Source organism: Rugamonas sp. (assembly GCF_025354735.1).
GTDB lineage: Bacteria > Pseudomonadota > Gammaproteobacteria > Burkholderiales > Burkholderiaceae_D > Rugamonas.
Genome location: NZ_JANXMI010000038.1, coordinates 38,825 through 58,729 on the forward strand (window position 1 = coordinate 38,825; position 19,905 = coordinate 58,729).

Below are 19,905 nucleotides of genomic sequence, written 5' to 3' on the forward strand. Positions count from 1 at the left end.
AGCATCCTTATCGATTGTCTATCATCCTCTGCAGTATCCCAGCTTCTTCTGTTGGCGAAAAGAACTGTGGGTAGAACGAGCGTTCGCCCTCGGGCGCCACGCCCATGCCGCCGACGCGCTGGACCTCGTCCTTGATGTATTGCAGGCTGACCCACAGGAGATAGGCCGGCGCGTTGACGCGCGGATTGGTCTTCGCCTCGCCGAGGCGCTTGAAACCCAGCATGTTTTCATAAAAACGGCGGTGGCGCGGGTTCACTTCGATAAACAGGTCTGTGCAGCCATGCAAGTCGAAGGCATGCATCACGCTCAGATGGAACAGCGCGCCCAGCGCCTCCTTCGACTGCACCGACGAATCGAAGGCCAGCTTGGTGAATTCGCAGACGCGGGCGCCGCGCGCGCGGAAGGCGTCGATTTCCTCCTTGAAGATTTCATCGGCCATGATGCCCACCTCCGAGTCGAGGCCCACCGTGATGGTGCCGCACACCTCGCCCTGGTGGGTGGCCGTCAGCGTGATGCGGTTGGGGTCTTCCTTCAACTGGTGCTTGCCGTCATAGCCGCGCCAGGAATACATTTTGCTGACGAGCACGCTGGCCGAATTGCGCCCCTCCGGCGTGTCTATCATGCGCAAGCCGAACGAGCGCTCATCGACGGACACCTCGTGCACATTTTCCTTGGTCTCATCGCCCACGGTGAACTCGTGCGAATGGTGCACCTCTTTCGGTGCGGAAGCTTGGTTCATACTATCCTCCTAGACGGCTGTGCCGGTCCCCTGCTGTTGACCCTGCATATCGCTGCGGGCTTGCGTATCACCAGATACCGCGACTACAGCTGGCGCAACAGAGCGCGCGCGTCGTCGAGCTGGCTGAACTGCTTGGTGTCGCCCAGCAGCGACTGCAATTCCTTGCGCGCCTGGGCCTTGTCGCCGGCCTTGTTCAAGCCGTAGGCGAAGTGATAGCGGATCGCCGGTTCCTGCGGCGCCTGCTTGAGCGCCCGTTGCAACAAGGCCACGCCGCGCGTGGTGTCGCCCTTGTCGATCAAGATCCAGCCCAGCGTGTCGAGCACGGCGGGATTGTCGCCGGCCAGCGCCAGGGCTTGCTCGGCGCTGGCCTGGGCGCGGGCGTCATGGGCGCCCTGATAGGCCAGCGCCAGGTTGTTCACCGCAGCCACGTCGCGCGGCTGCTGCGCCACCAGCGCCTGCAACAGCGTGATCGCGGCCGGATATTGTTTCTGGTCCATCAACAAGGTGGCCTGGTACAAGCGCAGGCGCGGATCGTCGGGATGACCGGCTTGCCACTGGGCCAGCAACTTGTCGGCCTCGGCCTGCTTGCCGGCCGCCTGCAACAAGGCGCGCTGCTGCAACATCAGCGCCGTGCTCGGCTTGAGCGCGTAAGCCTGCTGGTAGGCGCGCAAGGCCAGCGCCGGTTTGCGCGGCGCCTGGATGTCGCCCTCCATCGAATAGCCGGCGGCGGCGGTGTCCCCCTGCTTTTCCAGCTGGGTGGCGATGTCCAGCGCCGCTTCGGTCTTGCCCTGGCGCGCCAGCACGGCCGCCAGCGCGACCGAGGCTTGCACATATCTAGGTTGCAGCCTGAGCGCTTTTCTCAGGCTGGCCTCGGCCGCCTCCGGGTTCCTGGCCATCATGTAGACGGCCGCCAGCCGCGTATGGGCCACGGCCGCGTCCGGCGCCACGTTCACCAGTTTACTATAAGTTTCGATGGCGCCATCGACGTCACGGGAGGCGATCTGGGCCTGGGCCAGCACGTCGAGCACCTCGGCGTCGACCGGATGGCTGGTCTGGCCCTTGCGCGCCAGCAGCGAAGCCTGGGCCAGCTGGCCGGTGCTCAGATACTGGGCGCTGAGCTGCACGATGGGGTCGGCCGCCTCGGGGTGGGCCGCCATCGCCTTTTGCAGCCAGACCGTGCCCTGCGCCGTCTGGCCGCGCACATTGGCCAGCGTGGCCAGCATATTCATCGCCGGCAAGCTGGCCGGCACCTGGCGGACATAGGCTTCCAGGCGCTGGACGGCGGCGTCGGGCTTGTTGTCCTGCATATCGAGCCGCGCCAGGTCGGCCACGGCGGGGAAGTAATCGGCTTGCAGGGTCAACGTGCGCTCGAATTCGGCGCGGGCCTGGGGCAATTGCTTTTGTTCGAGGTAAATACTGCCCTTGAGCAAGGCCAGCTGCGCCTCGCGCGGATACTTCGCTTCCAGCGGCGCCAGCGCGGCCAGCGCCGGGGCCAGCTGGCCCAGCTGGATCTGCACCCGCACCAGGGTGGCGCCGGCGTCGAGCGCGTGCTCGCTCATGGCGTCGCCGCGCTGCAGGGCGGCGACGGCGGCGTCGGCGGCGCCCTCGCCCAGCTTGCTCATGCCCAGCGCCGTGTACAGTTCGGCCTGTTTGGGACTGTCTTGTATCGCCTGCGTGAAGTAGGCGCTGGCCTTGGCGAACTGGTGCTCATGCGCCTCGATCTGGCCGGCCAGGGCCTGCACGTCGGCGCGGCCGGTCTTGAGCAAGGGCGCCAGCACGGTGCGCGCCTCGGCGGCGTTGTCGCGGCGCAGCAGCGTCTGCGCCAGCAGGCGGCGCGCGTAGGGGTCGTTCGGCTGCCACTCGACGGCCTTGCGCAGATGTTGCTCGGCCTGTTCCAACTGGCCCAGATTGAGTTCGATGGCGCCGGCCAGCAGCACGCTGGGCAGATGTTCCGGCGCCACTTTCAACACTTGCAGAATGCCGTCCTTGGCGACGGCGGCGTTGCCTTTGCTGAAGTCGAGCAGCGCTTGCGCGTAGACGACGACGTAGTTGTTCGGCATGATCTTGCGCGCGCCGTCGATATCGGTCTGGGCCTTGGCGAACTCGTGACTGGTGATGTGCAGCAAGGCTTCGGCCAGGTAGGCGCCGCGGTGGTCCGGCTTGAGCTTGATCACTTGCTGATAGGCCGCCAGCGCCGCTTCCGGCTTTTGCGCGGTCTGCATCAGGTCGCCCTTGAAGGCCCAGGCGTCGACGTTGTTGCCGTCTTTTTGCAGCGCCTTGGCCAGCAGATGCTCGGCGCCGCTGAGGTCGTTGCGCCGGGCCGCCACGCGCGCCATGCCGGTCAGCGCGTCGACCGAGTCCGGAGTCAGCGCCAACACCTGCTCGAGCGCCTGCTGGGCCTGGTCCAACTGGTTCAGGCTCAGGTAGGCGTTGGCGCGCTGTATCAACAGCGCGGGCGATGGCGCCGCGTGCGCCGTTTCATCGAGCATCAACTGATACTTGCCCTGCGCTTGCAATGCCGCCAACAGCAGCGGCAGCGCGGCGGCCGTATCGTAGTGCAGAGCGAGCGCGCGCCGCACCTCTTTTTCGGCCGACACCGGATCGCCGCCGTCGGCCTCCAGCCCGGCCAGCAAGAAACGCGCCTCGCCGTCGTCGGGCCGTTGTTCCAGCGCGTTCTTGAGCTGGATCTGCGCCGCCTTCTTCTCGCCCTTCTTCTGCGACTCCTTGGCCTGGGCCACCAGCGTCGCCGCCGACTCGCTATGATGGCAACCTGGCAAGGCGCCAACCAGCAAACAGGCTACCGCGACGGCTGCCGCAGGCCTTCCCAAGTTGTGTATAGAAAGCATAGGTTTCTCAATGCAAAGCAACAATTAATAAAAATATGATAAGCCCGGCCTCATCATTAAGGCAAGTGGGATTATGATGGCCTTTACATTCTATCCGGCACCACAGGCCGATCACAGGCCGATGCGGGTGTCGTTTTCATGGCCGCCCCGGCACCGGCCCAGACCGGCTCATAGTATCGCCCCGTTCGCCTCTCCGGTGTCGCCACCATCGTCGCGCGCGTGCGCCCGCGGCAGCATCGGCAGCAAGCGCCGCACCGCCTGCCGCACGTGCTGGAAACAACGGTCGAAATACTCGTCGCCGAGACCGAAGGGATCGTGCAGATACGGCAGCGGCGGGTCGCACCACATGCCCAGCAGCGCCAGTTGCACGTCGCTGCGCTTGCCGAGCCGGCGCCGCAGTTGGCGCGCCTGGCGCAATTCCATCACCAGCAGCAAGTCGCCGGCGCGCAGCTCGAAATCGCGCCAGTCGCAGGCGCGGTGGCCTTCCAGCGCCACGCCCTGGCGCCGCGCCGCCCGCAGCGCCGCGTCCGGCGAGACCGCGCCGGTGCTGGTCAGCAGGCCGAACGACGCCACTTCCAGGCCGGCGGCGCGGGCCGCGTGTTCGGCGTAGGCGCTGCGGCAGAGGTTGCCGAGGCAGACGAAGACCACGCGCCGCACCCGCTCCGGGTGGCGCAGGCGGAAGCGCTCGGCCCGCCCCAGCGCCACTTCGGCGCGGGCCAGCAGCAAGCGCGCCAGACCGCGCCAGCCGCCATGGCGGTGGCGGACGTAACGTCCGACGTAGCCACCGATGCCGCGTTTCATGCGTCGCGCCCCATGCCGCCGCCCGCCGCCGGCCACGGCGCCCCGATCAACACGCGGCCGCGCCCTCGCGCTGGCGGAACCATTGCTCCAGCATCATCAGCACCCAGACCATGGTGCCGTGGTAGCCGGCGTGCTCGCGCAGGCGCGTGTTGAGCAGGTCGTCGATGAAGTCGGCGCGCACGATCTGGCGGCCGCGCAAATCGCTCAGGCTGTCGCGCGCCAGGGCCAGCAACGCCGGATGCTGGCCCAGCCAGACGCCGAAGGGCAGGCCGAAGCCGTGCTTTTGCTTGGTGATGATTTCTTCCGGCAGGAAACCCTTGAGCGCCTGCTTGAAGAACCAGCGCAGCTGGCTGCCGTTGAGCTTCTGCCGCGGCGACAGCGTGGCCGAGAACGCCACCATGCGGTCGTCGAGGAAGGGGAACGCCGCCGTCACGCCGGCCAGTTCGCAGGCCCGCATCACTTTCGGCAAGTCGTTGTCGGCCAGCGTCACCTGGAAGTCCAGGGCCAGCATGCGGTTGATCAGGGTGGCTGCGTCGCTGCGGCCGTAGGTGCGTTGCAGTTCGGCCAGCGGACGGGTGCTGTCGACCTCGGCCAGGAAGGCGTCGGTGAACACTTGCGCCGCGCCATAGCGGCCCAACAGGTTGTAGCTTTCCAGCCGCGCCGGCATGCCCAGCTTGGCCTGCTCGATATAGCTGCGCGCCTTGCTGGCGAGGCGGCCGCGGCCCGGCCAGCCGTAGATGGCCGGTTCCAGGAGCGCCGTGCGCAGCAGTTGCGGCACGCGCTCGTAATGGGCGAACACCCGCTGCTTGGCGTAGCGCTCGTTGCCGCCGAACAGTTCGTCGCCGCCGTCGCCGCCCAGCATGTGGCTCACACCGTCGGCCGCCGCCAATTTGGCGCAGTAATATGCGGGGATGACGGAGGCGTTGCCGCAGGGCTGGTCGCAGATCTGGGCCGCCAGCGGGATCGCCGCCACCACGTCGTCCGGCGTCACATAGTATTCATGGTGGCTGGTGCCGAAGTGGCGCGAGGCCAGCCGCGCGTATTCCATCTCGTCGTAGCCCTGGGCCTCGAAGCCGATCGAATAAGTGTCGGCCGGCCGGCCGCCCACTTCGCACAGCACGCCGGCCAGGGTCGAGCTGTCGGTGCCGCCGCTGAGGAAGGCGCCGACTTTGACATCGCCGGCCGTGGCGTCGCGCACGCCGCTGCGCAGCAGGCCGAGGAATTGTTCGCGCAGCTGGTCGAACGGCAGCTCGCGCGTTTCCTCGAATTGCATGCGCCAGTAGCTGCCGGTGCTGACCCGGCCCTGGCGGTAGTGCAGGAATTCGCCCGGCAACAGCCGCTGCTGGCCCTGGTAAATGCTGCCCGGACTGGGCACCATGTGGAAATAGACGTAGTTGTACAGGCTTTGCGGGTCGAGCGCGGCCGGCGCGGCCGGATGGCGGCGCATGGCGTCGGCCGACGAACCGAACACCAGCGTCTCGCCGTTCAACTGCCAGATCAAGGGCTTGCCCGCCATGCGGTCGACGGCCAGCACGGCCTCGCCGCGCACCTCGTCGAGGATGGCCAGCGCGAACGAACCGCCCAAGCCGGCGCACAGGCGCTGCGGATCGCAGGGCCAGGCCCGCGCCAGCGCCGCCGCCAGTCCGGCGGCGTCCATGGCGCGCGCCAGTTCCGCGTCGGCGCTGACGGGGCGGCCCCAGACGGCGACGATGACGCCGTCATGGCTGGCCACGTGCGCCGCTTCGGCCGACGCCACGACGGCGGCCGCGCCGCGCCGGCCGTGCGCCAGCTGCGGCGTGAACTTGTCAAAACGCGCCAGCGGCGCCGCCATCGTCGCTATCAGGGCGCGCTCGTCCAGCGCCGCGCCGCCCATCCATCCACACAAACCGCTCATCTTGCTTCCTTATTCGGTTTCAAACGCGGTTTCAAACGCGGATTCAAACGCGGTTTCAAACCAGCACTTCCAGCGCCGCCGGGTGGCCCAGGAAGCCGGCCGGGCTGGCGCTCAGGCCGTAGGCGCCCGACTGCAACACCACCACCAGGTCGCCAGCCTCGGCCTGCGCCAGCGGCAGGTTGTCGGCCAGCAAGTCGAGCGGCGTGCACAGCGGACCGACCACGGACGCCGTCTCGCGCGGGCCGCCATGCACTTTGTTGCCGATGACGACGGGATAATTCTTGCGTATCACTTGGCCGAAATTGCCCGAGGCCGCCAGATGGTGGTGCAGGCCGCCGTCCGTCACCAGATACACCTGGCCGCGCGAAATCTTGCGCTCGACGACCCGGCACACATAAGCGCCCGCCTCGCCGACCAGATAGCGGCCCAGTTCGATGACGAATTCCGTGCCCGGCAGCTCGGTCCGCGCCTGGTCCAGCAGCCGGCGCAGATTGGCGCCCACCACCTCCAGGTTCAGCCGCGCTTCGCCGGGGAAATACGGAATGCCGAAACCGCCGCCCATGTTCAACACCTGCAAGGCCGACGGCGCGTCGGCCGCCAGCCGCTGCGCCAGCGCCAGCGTCTTGGACTGAGCCTCGTGCAGCGCCTCCGGTTTCAAGTTCTGCGAGCCGCTGTAGATGTGCAGGCCGCGCCAGTCCAGGCCCAGCGCGGCGCAGCGCTGCAACATGGCCGGCACCCGCTCGGCGTCGACGCCGAAGGGCTTGGGTCCGCCGCCCATCTTCATGCCCGACGACTTGAGCTCGAAGTCGGGATTGACGCGCACCGCCACCACCGGCCGCAAGCCCAGGCGCTGGCCGGTCTCGGCCGCCCGTTCCATTTCGTGTTCCGATTCCAGGTTCAGCATGACGCCAGCGGCGATGGCCCGCGACAGGTCGGCGGCGCTCTTGCCGGGGCCGGCGAAGCTGATGCGTTCGGGCGACATGCCGGCGTCGAGCGCGATCTTCAGCTCGCCGTGCGAGGCGACGTCGATGCCGTCGACCATGCCGGCCATCAGTTGCACCACGGCCGGCATGGGATTGGCCTTCATCGCGTAATGCAGTTGCAGCTGCGGCGGCAGGTGCAGGCGCAGCGCCGCCACCCGTGCGCTCAGGCTGCTTCTGTCATAGGCGTAAAACGGCGTCTGGCCGACGCGCTGGGCCAGCCGCTCCAGCGCCATGCCGCCGATGTGCAGGCTGTCGTCGAGCACCGGGAACTGGGTCAGCGCTGCGTGCTGCGGCGGCTGCGTCGATGGCTTGGGCGGCAGCGGCGCGCTCATGCCGCCGCTCCCGTGAAAGCTTGCGCGTGCAGGCCGGCCAGCAGCTTGCGGTCGATCTTGCCGTTCTGGTTGCGCGGCAGGCCGGCGCCGACGGTGACTATTTTCTGCGGCAACATATAGGCCGGCAGGTGCGGCTTGCACAGCGCCAGCAGCTGGGCCGGGCTGGCGTCGGCGCCGTCGCGCAGCAGCGCCACCAGCACGATGGCCTGGCCCAGCGTCGGATGGGTCACGCCCAGCGCCGCCACTTCCGTCACCGGCAGCCGCGCGTAGGCCACCTCCTCCACCTCGGTCGGGCTGACCCGGTAACCGGAAGTCTTGATCATTTCATCGTTGCGCGAGACGAAGTAGAGATAGCCTTCCTCGTCGCGGGTGACGGTGTCGCCCGACCACACGGCCAGCTCGGCCAGCGGCAGGCCGTCGCGCGTGGGCACCGGGCGGAAGCGCTCGGCCGTCTTGGCCGGATCGCGCCAGTAGCCGAGCGACACCAGCGCGCCGCGATGGACCAGCTCACCCGGCTCGCCCGCTTCGCAGACGCTGCCGTCCGGCCGCAGCACCATCACTTCGGCGTTGGGGATGGCTTTGCCCATCGACGTGGGCCGCAGGTCGAGCTGCTCCGGCGCCAAAAAGGTGGAGCGGAAGGCCTCGGTCAGGCCGTACATCAAAAAGGGACGCGCGGCCGGCAGCGCGGCGCGCAGCGCGTCGAGCACGGCGCGCGGCATGGCGCCGCCGGAATTGGTCAGGTAGCGCAGGCTGCAATCGCGCGGCCAGGGCAGCGGCGCCAGCTGCATCCACAGCGGCGGCACGGCGGCCAGGCCGGTGATGCGCTCGGCCGCCACGGCGTTGAGCACGTCGCGCGCCAGCAGGTGGTTCAGCAGCACCACGGTGGCGCCGGCGTGGAAGGCCGTGGTCAGCTGGCTCAGGCCGTAATCGAAACTGAGCGGCAGCACGGCCAGGATGCGGTCTTGCGGCGTGTTTTCCAGGTAGCTGGTGACGCTGTGGGCGCCGGCCACCATATTGCGGTGCGACAGCACCACGCCCTTGGGCTTGCCGGTGCTGCCCGAGGTGTAGAGGATGGCGGCGATGTCGGCGTCGATGCGGCGGTGCGCGGCCGGGGCGTTTTCGAGATTGTCGCCATTGTCGACACCGGCCAGCAGCGTCTCCCAGCCGATGGAAGCGACGCCGGGCACGCCGTCCAGCGGCGCCGCCGGCTGGGCCGCGCCGGCGCCGCTCAGCACCACCAGCCGCAGGCCGGGACACCGGGCCAGCGCCGGCTTGAGCAGCGGCAGCCGCTCGGCCGACGTCACCAGCACGGCCGCCTCGCAGTCGCCGACGATGTAGGCGACCTGCTCGGGCTTGAGCAGCGGGTTGACGGGCACGAAGACGCCGCCGGCCGCCGCCGCGCCGAACATGGCGGCGACGTTTTCGACATTCTTTTCCAAATAGACGGCGACGGCCTCGCCGCGCCCCAGTCCGGCGCCCAGCAAGCCGGCGGCGCCGCGCCGCACCAGCGCGGCCAGGGCGGCGTAGTCCAGCCGCAGCGGTCCATAAACGAGCGCTTCGGAGCCCGGGCTGCGCTGCGCGGAAGCGAACAGCAAATCGTGTATCAATACGGTCATGAAGCGTGACATCCTGCTAGTCGGGCAGCCTGGGCCGCAAATGGTGTTCGGGGTGTCGGGGTAGAGCACATTCCGGCGCGAATTCCGGCAAGCATTCCAGGGCACGCGTGACGGAATGCTATTCTTGTCAAGAGAATTACATTTTTATATTTTAAGCTACTTTCGGCGGCGGCCGCCACAACTATCAAAAATACTCGGCTTCATACAAAATACAACAGCCCGCCGCCCCTTGCCCGTCCAATACGATTGTAAATTCAATAATAATTGTTGCTAAAAAAAATATATTTGCGTTATACTCTCTTAATATGTTTTAGGAAACTTTGAGGTTCCACAATCATGGGCAATATGCATGTTTCCGAATTGAATGCCGGGGTCGGCCCGTTGGCGGCCGGCGCCGGCGCCGCGTCCGCCGAACCGATCGACGCTTTTCCCCGCTCGCGCCTGCCGGTCGCGCCGGTGCTGTCGGCGGCCAGCTTCTGGCGTCACCCGGTCGGCGGCGCGCGCGTGTCCTCGGTGCTGGACGCCGGCCCGGCCCGCTTCGTCACCAGCGGCCGGGTCGCCATTTCGCTGGCCCTGCGGCAGATGGGCGTGGGCGGCGGCGCCACCGTGCTGGTGCCGGCCTACCACTGCGCGTCGATGGTCGAGCCGGTCATCTGGAGCGGCGCCAGGCCGGTGTTTTACCGCGTCAACGCCGACACCTCGGTCAACCTGGACGACGTGGCCTCCAAACTCGACGGCACGGTCCGGGTCTTGATGGCCACCAATTACTTCGGCTTCCCGCAGGCGCTCGACACGCTGCGCCGCTTTTGCGACGCGCACGGCCTGATGCTGCTGGAAGACTGCGCCCACTCCTTCCTCGGCAGCTACGCCGGCCGGCCGCTGGGCAGCTATGGCGATTACGCCATCGCCAGCAGCATGAAATTTTTCCCCATCTACGAGGGCGGCTGCCTGGTGTCGGCGCACCACGCGCTGGACCGGGTGACGCTGCGCTCGGCCGGCCTGGCGTTCGAGACCAAGGTCGCCTTCAATTCGCTGGAAGACAGTTTCGAATACGGCCGGCTGCCGCTGCTGGGCGCGCTGGTCAAGCTGCCGCTGTGGCTCAAGGATACGCTGTGGCGCGGCATCAAGGCGCGACGCCAGCCGGGCGCGCCCTCGCTGGCGCCGGGTTCGTCGGACGGCGGCTTCGGCTTCGACCCGGCCTGGATGCACAAGCGCTCGTCGCTGTTCGCGCGCGCGGTGCTGCGGCTGGTGTCGCTGCCGCGCATGGGCCAGTTGCGCCGCCGCCATTACGGGCAATTGCAGGCCGGCCTGGCCGGCCTGCCCGGCTGCCGGCCGCTGTTCGCCCACTTGCCGGACCAGGTCTACCCCTGGGTGTTTCCGCTCTGGTGCGACGAGCCCGAGCGGGTGTTCCGCCAGCTCAAGCGCGCCGGCGTGCCGGTGATACGCTTCGGCGAATACCTGTGGCCCGGCGTCGACCGCACGGTCTGCGCCAACAGCGTCGAACTGTCGCGGCGCGTGCTGCAATTTCCCTGCCATCAAGAGTTGTCCGCGCCGGAACTGGCGTGGATGATAGAACAGATCCAAGGCGCCTTGAAGGCGCAGAAAGCCGGCTCGTCATGAGATGGAGTATGCTGCCCGCCAGCGAATTTGCCCGCCACGCCGACATGTGGCGCGCCTTTAACGCCCAGACCACCGCCTCGGCGCTGCTGGAGCCGGAATTTGTCCAGGCGCTGCTGGACGCCTTCGGCAGCGGCCGCGAATGGCTGGCCGTCTGCGCCCGCGACGGCCGCACGCTGGCGATGGCGCTGGTGTTGCCGCGCCGTGGCGGCGCCTGGGGCACCTTCCAGCCGTCGCAGGCGCCGGTCAGCATGTGGATGCACCGCGCCGAGGAGCCGCTCGACGCTTTGCTGGCCGGGCTCACGCGCAAGCTGCCCGGCATGCAGCTGATGCTGAGCCTGAGCCAGCGCGACCCGCGCCTGGAGCCGCGTCCGCCGGACAGCGCGCTCACCCGCACCCTCGACTACATCAACACCGCCCACATCGACATCGCCGGCAGCTTCGACGATTACTGGGCCGCGCGCGGCAAGAACCTGCGCAGCAACCTGAAAAAGCAGCGCAACAAGCTGGCCCGCGACGGCGTCGCCGCCCGCATGCAGATCGACCGCGCGCCGGAGCTGATGGCGCAGGCCGTGGCCGACTTCGGCCGGCTCGAAAGCGCCGGCTGGAAGCAGCAGCTGGGCACGGCCGTCCATCCCGACAACGAGCAGGGCCGCTTTTACCGCACCATGCTAGAAGCCTACGCGCGGCGCGGCGCGGCGGCCGTCTACCGCTATTGGTTCGACGACCGTCTGATGGCCATGGACTTGTGCATCGAAGGCCACGGCTGCCTGATCGTGCTCAAGACCACCTACGACGAAGCGGGCGCCAACGGCCTGTCGCCGACGCTGCTGATGCGCGAGGAATGCTGCCGCGAACTGTTCGAACTAGGCCGGCACCAGCGCCTGGAATTCTATGGCAAAGTGATGGAGTGGCACACGCGCTGGACCGACGACGTGCGCACCATGTACCACGTCAACCATTACCGCTGGCCCGGCCTGCTGGCGCTGCACACGCTGGCCAACCGCCGCGCCGCATCGCGCGCGGCCGCAACGCCGCCGGCCGCGACGCCGGCGCCGCACACCGACTCACTATCTACGGAGTAATTCATGCATTTGGAGCAAGTACGCAACCTCGTCAGCGACGTCCTCGGCCTCGGCCCCGCCGGCCAGCAACTGGGCCGGGAATCGGCGCTGCTGGGCCGCATCCCGGAACTCGATTCGATGGCCGTGGTGCAGCTGATCGGCGCGCTGGAAGAACATTTCGGCATCCAGGTCGACGACGACGAAATCAGCGCCGACACCTTCGCCACCCTCGGCAGCCTGGCCGATTTTGTCGAGCAAAAAGTGGCCGCATGAACGCAACGGACACGGCCGCCGCACCGGTGCTGAGTTTCTTTCTCGGCAGCGGCGCGGCGGCGCGCTATTGCCTGTACTATCCGCCGGCCGGACGCTGCCGCGGCGCCTACCAGTACGTGGCGCCGTTCGCCGAAGAAATGAACAAGGCGCGCCGCATGGCGGCCTTGCAGGCGCGCCGCATGGCCGGCCGTGGCTACGCCGTGCTGTGCATGGACCTGCACGGCTGCGGCGACAGCGCCGGCGACTTCGCGCAGGCGCGCTGGGACGGCTGGCTCGACGACCTGGCGCGCGGCGCGCAATGGCTGCATCAGCGCCTGGGCGAGGCGCTGCCACAAGCGCCCGGCCTGTGGGGCTTGCGCCTGGGCGCGCTGCTGGCGCTCGACTATGCGCAGCGCGGCGGCACGACGCCGGCCGATCTGCTGCTGTGGCAGCCGTCGCTCAACGGCAGCGCCGCGCTGACCCAGTTCCTGCGCTTGAAGGTGGCCGGCGACATGCTGTCCGGCGAAGGCGCCCAGGGCGGCGGCACCAACGCGCTGCGCGCCGCGTTCGCTCGCGGCGAGGCGCTGGAAATCGCCGGCTACACGGTGGCGCCGGCGCTGGCGCTGGCCATCGACGCGCTCGACGCCGCGCGGCTGCCGGCGCCGGCCTGTCCGGTGCGCTGGTTCGAGCTGGCCAGCAAGGAAGACCAGCCGCTGACGCCGGCCGCCAGCCGCATGCTGGCCGCGTGGCAGGCGGCCGGCGCGACGGCCACGGCGCAATCGGTGGCCGGGCCGCAATTCTGGGCCACGCAGGAAATCAGCACCAGCCCGGCCCTGCTGGACGCCACCGATGCCGTGCCGTTGGATGCTTGCCATGCTGCGTGATGTCATGCCGGCCGATGGCGCGCCGTCCGATGCCGTGCAAGCTGATGCTGTGCAAGCGGACGGCATGCAAGCCGATGCCGTACAAGCCGCCGTGCAAGCCGATGCCACGCCGCCAACCCCAACCTTAGCGCCAACCTTAGCGCCAACGCCAGCCGACGACATCGCGCTCAGTTTCAACTGCCACGGCGAGCAGCTGTTTGGCGTGCTCAGTCCCACGGCCGCTCCGGCGCGGCGCGGCGTGCTCATCGTCGTCGGCGGACCGCAGTACCGCGCCGGCAGCCATCGCCAGTTCGCCCTGCTGGCGCGTCATCTGGCCGCACAAGGCATCCCGGTCATGCGCTTCGATTATCGCGGCATGGGCGACAGCGACGGCGCGGCGCGCGACTTCGAGGAGGTCGGCGACGACGTGCGCTGCGCCATCGACCATTTCTTCAGCGTCGCCCCAGGACTGGAACAAGTGGTGCTGTGGGGCTTGTGCGACGCCGCATCGGCGGCCCTGTTCTATGCCAAGGGCGACCCCCGCGTCGGCGGCATGGTGCTGCTGAACCCGTGGGCCCGCACCCAACTGGGCCAGGCCCGCACGACGCTCAAACACTATTATCTGCAACGCCTGATGGCGCCGGAACTGTGGCAAAAAATCCGCGCCGGCCGCTTCGACTACGGCGCCGCGCTGCGCTCGTTGCTCGGGCTGCTGCGCAAGGCCTACGGCCGCACCGCGCCGACGTCCGCGTCAGCAACGTCGGCAGCGACGATAGCAACGACGACGGCGACCGCGCCGGCAGCCGGGGCGCAAGGCGATCTGCACCAGCGCATGCTGGCCGGCTGGCAAGGCTTTTCCGGGCCGGTGCTGCTGATTATCAGCGGCGCCGACCTGACGGCGCGCGAATTCCTCGACATGGCGCAGGCCGCGCCGGCCTGGCGCCGCCTGCTCGGCGGGCCGCGCGTCACGCGCCACACGCTGGCCGCCGCCGACCATACTTTTTCCACCGACGCGTGGCGCCGGCAGGTCGCGGACTGGACCGCACAGTGGGTCGCGTCATGGTGAAACGGGTGCTGATGGTGGCGTTCCACTTTCCGCCGCTGCGCGGCAGCAGCGGCATCCAGCGCAGCCTGTCCTTCGTGCGCCAGCTGCCGCAGCTGGGCTGGCAGCCGCTGGTGTTGACGGCCCATCCACGCGCCTATGCGCAACGCGGCGATGACTTGACGCTGCCGCCGGACCTGCCGGTGCGGCGCGCCTTCGCGCTCGACACCAGCCGCCACCTGGCCTGGCGCGGACGCTACACGCGCTGGCTGGCGCTGCCCGACCCGTGGGTCAGCTGGTGTTTGGGCGCGCTGCCGGCCGGCTGGCTGATGGTGAGGCGCTATCGGCCCCAAGTGCTGTGGTCGACCTATCCGATCGCCAGCGCCCATTTGATCGGCTTGCTGCTGCACCGCTGCACCGGCCTGCCGTGGATCGCCGACCTGCGCGACCCCATGGTCGACGCCACCGTGCCGGTCGATCCGCTCAAACGCCGCGTCTACACCTGGCTGGAGCGGCAGATGGTGCGCCACTGCGCGGCGCTGGTGTTCACCTCGCCCGGCACGCTGCGCCTGTATGCCGAACGCTATCCCGCATTGCCGCGCGAGCGCCTGCTGCTGATCGAAAACGGCTACGACGAAGACGACTTCCGCGCCGCCGCGCTGATCCAGGCGCAGGCCGAGGCGCCATCGCCGCGCGCGCCCGGTCCGCTGCGGCTCCTGCACAGCGGCGCCATCTACCCGTCCGAGCGCGACCCGCTGCCGCTGTTCGCCGCGCTGGCCGCGCTCAAGCGGCTGGGCGTCATCTCGGCGCAGCGCATGCAACTGGTGCTGCGCGCCACCGGCCACGATGATTACCTGGCGCCGCTGCTGCGCCAGCACGGCCTGGACGACCTCGTCACCCTGGCGCCCCATCTGCCCTACCACGCGGCGCTGGCCGAGATGATGGAGGCCGACGGCTTGCTGCTGCTGCAAGCGGCCAACTGCAACCATCAGCTGCCGGCCAAGCTGTACGAATGCCTGCGCGCCGGCCGTCCCGTGCTGGGCCTGACCGACGCCGCCGGCGACAGCGCCGCCGCCCTGCGCCACGCCGGCATCGACACCATCGCCGCGCTGGCCGATGCCGACGCCATCATCGCCGCCCTGCCCCATTTCCTCACGCTGCTCGAACAAGGCGGCGCGCCGCTGCCGCAGGCCGCCGCCGTCGCCGCGTGCAGCCGCCGCGCCCGCAGCGTGCAACTGGCCGCGCTGCTCGACCGCGTGGCTGACCACGCCGCCGTGCCAGCGACGGCGATACACCGGAGAACTTGATGAAATATGCCCACGCCCTGCTGGCGGCCGTGTTGACGGCCGCCCTGATGCCCCATGCCGCCCACGGCGCCGCCAACAATTTGATGTGCGGAGAGCTCAACAATACCTTCGGCCCCTTCGACTTCCGCGACAAGGCCAACGCCGGCAGTCTGGAGCTGGTGGAAACGGCCCACTTCACGTCGAACATCGAGCAAGGCTTGCACGGCAACAGCGGCACGCTGGGCCAGGAATTGTTTTACACGCTGCGCGCCTTCCCCAACCATGCGCGCGCGCTGGCGACGGTCAGCCGAATCGCCCTGCGCGACAACCTGGTCCAGATCCCCGACATGCGCTATCCGGTCGAATGCTATTTCGACCGCGCGCTGCGCTTCGTGCCGGACGACGCCCAAGTGCGGGCCCAGTTCGGCATGTACCTGTACGCGCGCGGCCAGTACGAGCGCGCCCTCGGCTTCCTGGAACAAGCGGCCAAGCTGGAGCCGAGCAACGGCCCGATCGAGTACAACCTCGGCCTCGCCTATTTCAAGATGAAGAAATACCCCCAGGCCAACCTGGCGGCGCAACGCGCCTACGCGCTCCAGTTTCCGCTGTCCGGCCTGAAAAAGATGCTGACCGACTCGGGCCAGTGGAATGCCGATGTCGCCATCGCGCCGGTCGTCGCGGTCGAGGCCAAGGATAATAAAGAGAAGGACGGCAAGGAAGTCAAAGACGGCAATGCCGCCAAAGACGAGGCCAAGGGCGACGCCGACACGGGCCGGAAACCGTGATGGCGGCGTGGACCTTGCGCGCGGCCGCGCTGCTGATGCTGGCCGCGCTGGCCTGCGGCGTGGCCGTGTTCCCGGCGCCGCCCGCGCTGCTGGCGGCGGCGCTGGCCGTGTATGGCGCCGTGCTGTGGTATCGCCCCGCGCTGTGGCTGCTGCTGGTGCCGGCCGCCCTGCCGGCGCTGGACTTCACGCCGTGGACCGGCTGGTTCTTCCTGGAAGACCTCGATTTGCTGCTGCTGGCCACCTGCGCCGTCGGCTACTGGCGCGTCGCCGCCACGCCTGCCACTTCCCGCCTGCCGCCCGTGGTGGGGACCGCGCTGACCCTGCTGACGCTGAGCTATGCCGTCGCCGCCTGGCGCGGCGTGACGCCGCTGCCGCCGCTGGACGCCAACGCCTTCAGCAATTACACCAGCCACTACAACAGCCTGCGCATCTTCAAGGGCTTGCTGTGGCCCTTGCTGCTGCTGCCGCTGCTGCGCCGCACGGCCGGCGCCGACGGCGAACAGCTGCGGCGCTGGTTCGGACCGGGCATGATGCTGGGCCTGGCGCTCGCCAGCGCCGCGCTGATCTGGGAGCGCAAGCTCTTCCCCGGCCTGTCGAATTTTTCCAGCGACTACCGGCCGACCGGCGCCTTTTCCGCCATGCACACCGGCGGCGCCGCGCTCGACGCCTATCTGGCCATGGCCTTCCCCTTCGTGGCCGTGTGGCTGGTCGGCCAGCGCTCGCGCGTGCGCGTGGCGCTGGGCCTGGCCTGCTTCCTGCTCGGCGTCTACAGCGGCATGACCACGTTTTCGCGCGACATCTACCTCGCCTACGCCAGCGCCGGCGCGGTACTGGCCCTGCTGTCGGCCGGCGCCCGCCTGCGCCAAGGCAGCCTGCGCTGGAACAAGGCGCTGGGCGCGCTGGCGCTGCTGGCCGTGCTGGCCTGGGTGCTCGACGCCGTCTTCGCCGCCGGCGGTTACCGTGGCCTGGCGGCGGCGCTGGGGCTGATGGCCAGCGCCGTCGTGCTCGGCGGCGCCGCCACGCGCCTGCGCCACGCGGCCCTGATCGTCGTGCTCGGCCTGGCGCTGCTGGCGGCGGCCGCCGCGCTCGACCTGCTGCTGCCCGGCGTCACCGGCAAGGGCGCTTACGCCGGCTATGCGCTGGCCGCCGCCTGCTGCGGCGCCGGCGTGCTGCTGCTGGCCGGACCGGTGCCGCGCCGCACGCTGGGCCTGGCGCTGGTGGCCGCGCCCTTCCCCGCCATCGCGCTCGGCACCACGCTGGTGGCGCGCCACTGGGGCGGCAACGCCGCGCTGGCGCCGGCCCTGCTGGCCGTGGCGCTGGCCTGCGCGCTGGCCGCCAGCCGCTGGCTGCCGCGTCCGATATGGCGCTTGAACCGCGGCTTCGTCACGCTGAGCGCCTTCAGCGCCATCGCGCTGCTGGTGGTCATTCCCGTCACCAGCAGTTATTACACGGGCGTGCGCTTCGCCAACGTCGGCGGCGACTTGATGGTGCGGGTCGGCCACTGGAGCGAGGCGCTGGCCATGATGGCGCCGGAGCCGGCCACGCAGGCGCTGGGCATGGGCCTGGGCCGCTATCCCGACACCTACATCTGGGCCAACACCCACGGCGAAACGCCGGGCACCTTCGCCTACGGCGCCGAGCCGGGCCGCCACTTCCTGCGCCTGGGCGCGCCCCGCTACGCCCAGGGCTACGGCGAAGTGCTGCGCATGTTGCAGCGGGTCCACCCGCTCAGCGGCCACAGCTACACGCTGGCGCTGACGCTGCGCCGCGCCGACGACAGCGCCGCGCTGCGGGTCGGCGTGTGCGAGCGCTGGCTGATCTATCCGCAAAATTGCGTCTATCCGCCCTTGCAGGTGCAGGCCGGCGCGCGCGGCTGGGTGCGCTACGCTTCGCTGATCGCGCCCAAGTTCGGCCAGGATGGCTTGCTCGACCGGCCGGTGCAACTGGAATTGTCGAACGAGGGCAACGCGGCGCTGGATATAAGCGACCTCAGCCTGCGCGACAACGACAGCGGCGCCGAGCTGATCGCCAACGGCGATTTCGCCGCCGCCAACAATCACTGGTTCTTCAGCAGCGACCACAACCACTTCCCCTGGCACATCAAGAATTTCTTCGTCAATATGGTGTTCGAGACCGGCTGGCTGGGACTGGCCGCGATGGCGCTGCTGCTGCTGACGGCCTGCGGCGTGATGCTGGGCCGCGCGCTGCGCGGCGAGCTGGCGCCGGCCGTGACGCTGGCGGCGCTGACGGGCGTGATGATGGTCGGCCTGTTCGACAGCCTGACCGACGTGCCGCGCCTGACCACGCTGATGCTGTTGCTGATCGCCTGCGGCACGCTGACGCCGCTGCGGGCCAGGCCGGCGCCGGCGCAGCGCGGCCGGCGGCGCCGTTCAGGCGGCGGACTTGATGCCGTGCCGCTCCATTAAATCGTAGAGCGTGGGCCGGCTGATGCCGAGCAGTTCGGCGGCGCGGGCGATATTGCCGCCGACCCGCGCCAGGCTGCCGACGATGGCCTGGCGCTCGGCCTGGTCGCGCACCTGGCGCAGATTGAGCGGTTCCTCGGCCAGCGAACCGCCGCGCAAGCCCAGGTCTTCGGCCTGGATCAGGTTGCCGTCCGCCATGATGATGGCGCGCTTGACGCAGTTTTCCAGTTCCCGCACATTGCCCGGCCACGCATACTGGCCGATCTGGGCCAGCGCGTCGGCGCGAAATTGCAGCGCGCCGCGTCCTTCCTGGGCGCAGAACAGGTTCTTGAAGTGTTGCGCCAGCAGCACGGCGTCGCCGTTGCGTTCGCGCAGCGGCGGGATCGTCAGCACGATTTCCGACAGCCGGTAATACAAGTCTTCGCGGAAACGGCCTTCCTTGGTCAGCGCGTGCAAGTCCTGGTGGGTGGCGCAGATGATGCGCACGTCGACGGCGATTTCCTCGTGGCCGCCGACGCGCTCGATGACGCGCTCCTGCAAAAAGCGCAGCAGCTTCGCTTGCAGCGGCAGCGGCAGGTCGCCCACCTCGTCGAGGAAGAAGCTGCCGCCGTGGGCCAGCTCGACCTTGCCCTTGGTCAGCTTGGCGGCGCCGGTGAAGGCGCCCTTTTCGTAGCCGAACAATTCGCTTTCGAGCAGCGTTTCGGGGATGGCCGCGCAGTTGATGGCCATGAAGCGCGCACGGCCACGGGCGCTCAGGCGGTGCAGCGCGCGTGCCATCACTTCCTTGCCGGTGCCGCTTTCGCCCAGCACCATCACCGAGGCCGAACTGGGCGCCACTTTTTCAACCATGCGGCACAGCTTCAGCATGCCGGGGTCGCGCGTGATGATGCCGTCCATGGGCGCGGTGGCCGGCGCCTCTTGCAGGCGGCGGTTGTCCTGCTGCAAGGCGTGCAGCACGTAGGCGCGCTCGATGACCAGGGCCAGCACTTCCGGCTCGGTGGTCTTCTGGTGGAAATCGTAGGCGCCCAGGGCGATGGCGCGCATGGCGTGGGCGCGGTCCTGGTTGCCGGTCAGGATGATGACCTTGGTATCCGGCGCCAGTTCCAAAATCTGTTGCAACGTGGCCAGGCCCTCGGTGGCGCCGTCCGGGTCGGGCGGCAGGCCCAGGTCCAGCGTCGCCACCGCCGGCTCGTGGCGGCGCAGCTGGGCCAGCGCCGACTCGCGGTCGCCGGCGACGATGACGTCGTAGGCGTCGAAATTCCAGCGCAGCTGGGTTTGCAGGCCCAGGTCGTCTTCGATGACCAACAGCTTAGGTTTGCTCATAATCTTCTTCTATCGTGGCGCGCGGCGCCGGTGGTTTGT

At 68.9% G+C, this 19,905-nt stretch carries 15 protein-coding genes; 8 read left to right on the forward strand and 7 right to left on the reverse strand.

Going from position 1 to position 19,905, the window contains the following annotated elements; all coding sequences use genetic code 11:
- Positions 1 to 7: 7 nt before the first annotated feature.
- The 6 genes from Q0S71_RS03620 to Q0S71_RS03645 form a co-directional block, all read right to left on the reverse strand.
- Positions 8 to 739, reverse strand: coding sequence for an N-acetyltransferase (locus tag Q0S71_RS03620; protein ID WP_295991441.1), 732 nt, complete (start codon positions 737 to 739; stop codon positions 8 to 10).
- An 83-nt stretch (positions 740 to 822) separates the two neighbouring features.
- Positions 823 to 3,585, reverse strand: a complete 2,763-nt coding sequence (gene prsT / locus Q0S71_RS03625; protein ID WP_295991443.1) for an XrtA/PEP-CTERM system TPR-repeat protein PrsT — start codon at positions 3,583 to 3,585, stop codon at positions 823 to 825.
- A gap of 168 nt (positions 3,586 to 3,753) precedes the next feature.
- Positions 3,754 to 4,386: a hypothetical protein gene (locus Q0S71_RS03630; protein ID WP_295991447.1), complete on the reverse strand. Its 633-nt coding sequence runs from the start codon at positions 4,384 to 4,386 to the stop codon at positions 3,754 to 3,756.
- 46 nt (positions 4,387 to 4,432) lie between these two features.
- A complete protein-coding gene (locus Q0S71_RS03635) occupies positions 4,433 to 6,280 on the reverse strand; it encodes an asparagine synthase-related protein (protein ID WP_295991450.1) in 1,848 nt (615 codons plus the stop codon).
- 55 nt (positions 6,281 to 6,335) lie between these two features.
- The gene (locus Q0S71_RS03640) at positions 6,336 to 7,595 is read right to left on the reverse strand and encodes a pyridoxal-dependent decarboxylase, exosortase A system-associated (RefSeq protein WP_295991453.1); all 1,260 of its coding nucleotides are present in this window, start codon (positions 7,593 to 7,595) and stop codon (positions 6,336 to 6,338) included.
- On the reverse strand, positions 7,592 to 9,211 hold the full coding sequence (locus Q0S71_RS03645) for an acyl-CoA ligase (AMP-forming), exosortase A system-associated (RefSeq protein ID WP_295991455.1): 1,620 nt from the start codon (positions 9,209 to 9,211) through the stop codon (positions 7,592 to 7,594). The genes Q0S71_RS03640 and Q0S71_RS03645 overlap by 4 nt, the downstream gene beginning before the upstream one ends.
- Positions 9,212 to 9,547: 336 nt before the next feature.
- Here Q0S71_RS03645 and Q0S71_RS03650 point away from each other — a divergent pair, with 336 nt between their 5' ends.
- The 8 genes from Q0S71_RS03650 to Q0S71_RS03685 are packed head-to-tail and all read left to right on the forward strand — an operon-like array spanning position 9,548 to position 18,546.
- A complete protein-coding gene (locus Q0S71_RS03650; protein ID WP_295991459.1) occupies positions 9,548 to 10,831 on the forward strand; it encodes a DegT/DnrJ/EryC1/StrS family aminotransferase in 1,284 nt (427 codons plus the stop codon).
- A gap of 8 nt (positions 10,832 to 10,839) precedes the next feature.
- Positions 10,840 to 11,913, forward strand: coding sequence for a GNAT family N-acetyltransferase (locus Q0S71_RS03655; RefSeq protein ID WP_295991462.1), 1,074 nt, complete (start codon positions 10,840 to 10,842; stop codon positions 11,911 to 11,913).
- A 3-nt stretch (positions 11,914 to 11,916) separates the two neighbouring features.
- Positions 11,917 to 12,165 (forward strand): acyl carrier protein, encoded by a 249-nt coding sequence (locus Q0S71_RS03660; RefSeq protein ID WP_295991467.1) that lies wholly within the window; start codon positions 11,917 to 11,919, stop codon positions 12,163 to 12,165.
- Positions 12,162 to 13,028, forward strand: coding sequence for a hydrolase 2, exosortase A system-associated (locus Q0S71_RS03665; protein ID WP_295991470.1), 867 nt, complete (start codon positions 12,162 to 12,164; stop codon positions 13,026 to 13,028). Before Q0S71_RS03660 ends, Q0S71_RS03665 begins: the two co-directional genes overlap by 4 nt.
- Positions 13,018 to 14,073: a hydrolase 1, exosortase A system-associated gene (locus tag Q0S71_RS03670; RefSeq protein WP_295991474.1), complete on the forward strand. Its 1,056-nt coding sequence runs from the start codon at positions 13,018 to 13,020 to the stop codon at positions 14,071 to 14,073. The genes Q0S71_RS03665 and Q0S71_RS03670 overlap by 11 nt, the downstream gene beginning before the upstream one ends.
- Positions 14,055 to 15,356 (forward strand): glycosyltransferase, encoded by a 1,302-nt coding sequence (locus tag Q0S71_RS03675; protein ID WP_295991477.1) that lies wholly within the window; start codon positions 14,055 to 14,057, stop codon positions 15,354 to 15,356. Before Q0S71_RS03670 ends, Q0S71_RS03675 begins: the two co-directional genes overlap by 19 nt.
- Positions 15,356 to 16,120 carry a tetratricopeptide repeat protein gene (locus Q0S71_RS03680; RefSeq protein WP_295991480.1) on the forward strand — a complete coding sequence of 255 codons (765 nt, stop codon included), beginning with the start codon at positions 15,356 to 15,358 and terminating at the stop codon, positions 16,118 to 16,120. Before Q0S71_RS03675 ends, Q0S71_RS03680 begins: the two co-directional genes overlap by 1 nt.
- A complete protein-coding gene (locus Q0S71_RS03685) occupies positions 16,120 to 18,546 on the forward strand; it encodes a hypothetical protein (RefSeq protein WP_295991485.1) in 2,427 nt (808 codons plus the stop codon). The genes Q0S71_RS03680 and Q0S71_RS03685 overlap by 1 nt, the downstream gene beginning before the upstream one ends.
- Here the strand turns inward: Q0S71_RS03685 and prsR are convergent.
- Positions 18,511 to 19,866, reverse strand: a complete 1,356-nt coding sequence (gene prsR, locus Q0S71_RS03690) for a PEP-CTERM-box response regulator transcription factor (RefSeq protein WP_295991487.1) — start codon at positions 19,864 to 19,866, stop codon at positions 18,511 to 18,513. The genes Q0S71_RS03685 and prsR overlap by 36 nt on opposite strands.
- Between the last annotated feature and the right edge of the window lie 39 nt (positions 19,867 to 19,905).

What these genes read in the sequence shown, in the direction of transcription:
- Q0S71_RS03660 (WP_295991467.1), top strand. Translation starts at nt 11,917, where the DNA reads ATGCATTTGGAGCAAGTACGCAACCTCGTCAGCGACGTCCTCGGCCTC.
- Q0S71_RS03630 (WP_295991447.1), bottom strand. Translation starts at nt 4,386, where the DNA reads ATGAAACGCGGCATCGGTGGCTACGTCGGACGTTACGTCCGCCACCGC.
- Q0S71_RS03655 (WP_295991462.1), top strand. Translation starts at nt 10,840, where the DNA reads ATGCTGCCCGCCAGCGAATTTGCCCGCCACGCCGACATGTGGCGCGCC.
- prsR (WP_295991487.1), bottom strand. Translation starts at nt 19,866, where the DNA reads ATGAGCAAACCTAAGCTGTTGGTCATCGAAGACGACCTGGGCCTGCAA.
- Q0S71_RS03635 (WP_295991450.1), bottom strand. Translation starts at nt 6,280, where the DNA reads ATGAGCGGTTTGTGTGGATGGATGGGCGGCGCGGCGCTGGACGAGCGC.
- Q0S71_RS03640 (WP_295991453.1), bottom strand. Translation starts at nt 7,595, where the DNA reads ATGAGCGCGCCGCTGCCGCCCAAGCCATCGACGCAGCCGCCGCAGCAC.
- Q0S71_RS03680 (WP_295991480.1), top strand. Translation starts at nt 15,356, where the DNA reads ATGAAATATGCCCACGCCCTGCTGGCGGCCGTGTTGACGGCCGCCCTG.
- Q0S71_RS03685 (WP_295991485.1), top strand. Translation starts at nt 16,120, where the DNA reads ATGGCGGCGTGGACCTTGCGCGCGGCCGCGCTGCTGATGCTGGCCGCG.
- prsT (WP_295991443.1), bottom strand. Translation starts at nt 3,585, where the DNA reads ATGCTTTCTATACACAACTTGGGAAGGCCTGCGGCAGCCGTCGCGGTA.
- Q0S71_RS03645 (WP_295991455.1), bottom strand. Translation starts at nt 9,211, where the DNA reads ATGACCGTATTGATACACGATTTGCTGTTCGCTTCCGCGCAGCGCAGC.
- Q0S71_RS03620 (WP_295991441.1), bottom strand. Translation starts at nt 739, where the DNA reads ATGAACCAAGCTTCCGCACCGAAAGAGGTGCACCATTCGCACGAGTTC.
- Q0S71_RS03665 (WP_295991470.1), top strand. Translation starts at nt 12,162, where the DNA reads ATGAACGCAACGGACACGGCCGCCGCACCGGTGCTGAGTTTCTTTCTC.
- Q0S71_RS03670 (WP_295991474.1), top strand. Translation starts at nt 13,018, where the DNA reads ATGCTGCGTGATGTCATGCCGGCCGATGGCGCGCCGTCCGATGCCGTG.
- Q0S71_RS03650 (WP_295991459.1), top strand. Translation starts at nt 9,548, where the DNA reads ATGGGCAATATGCATGTTTCCGAATTGAATGCCGGGGTCGGCCCGTTG.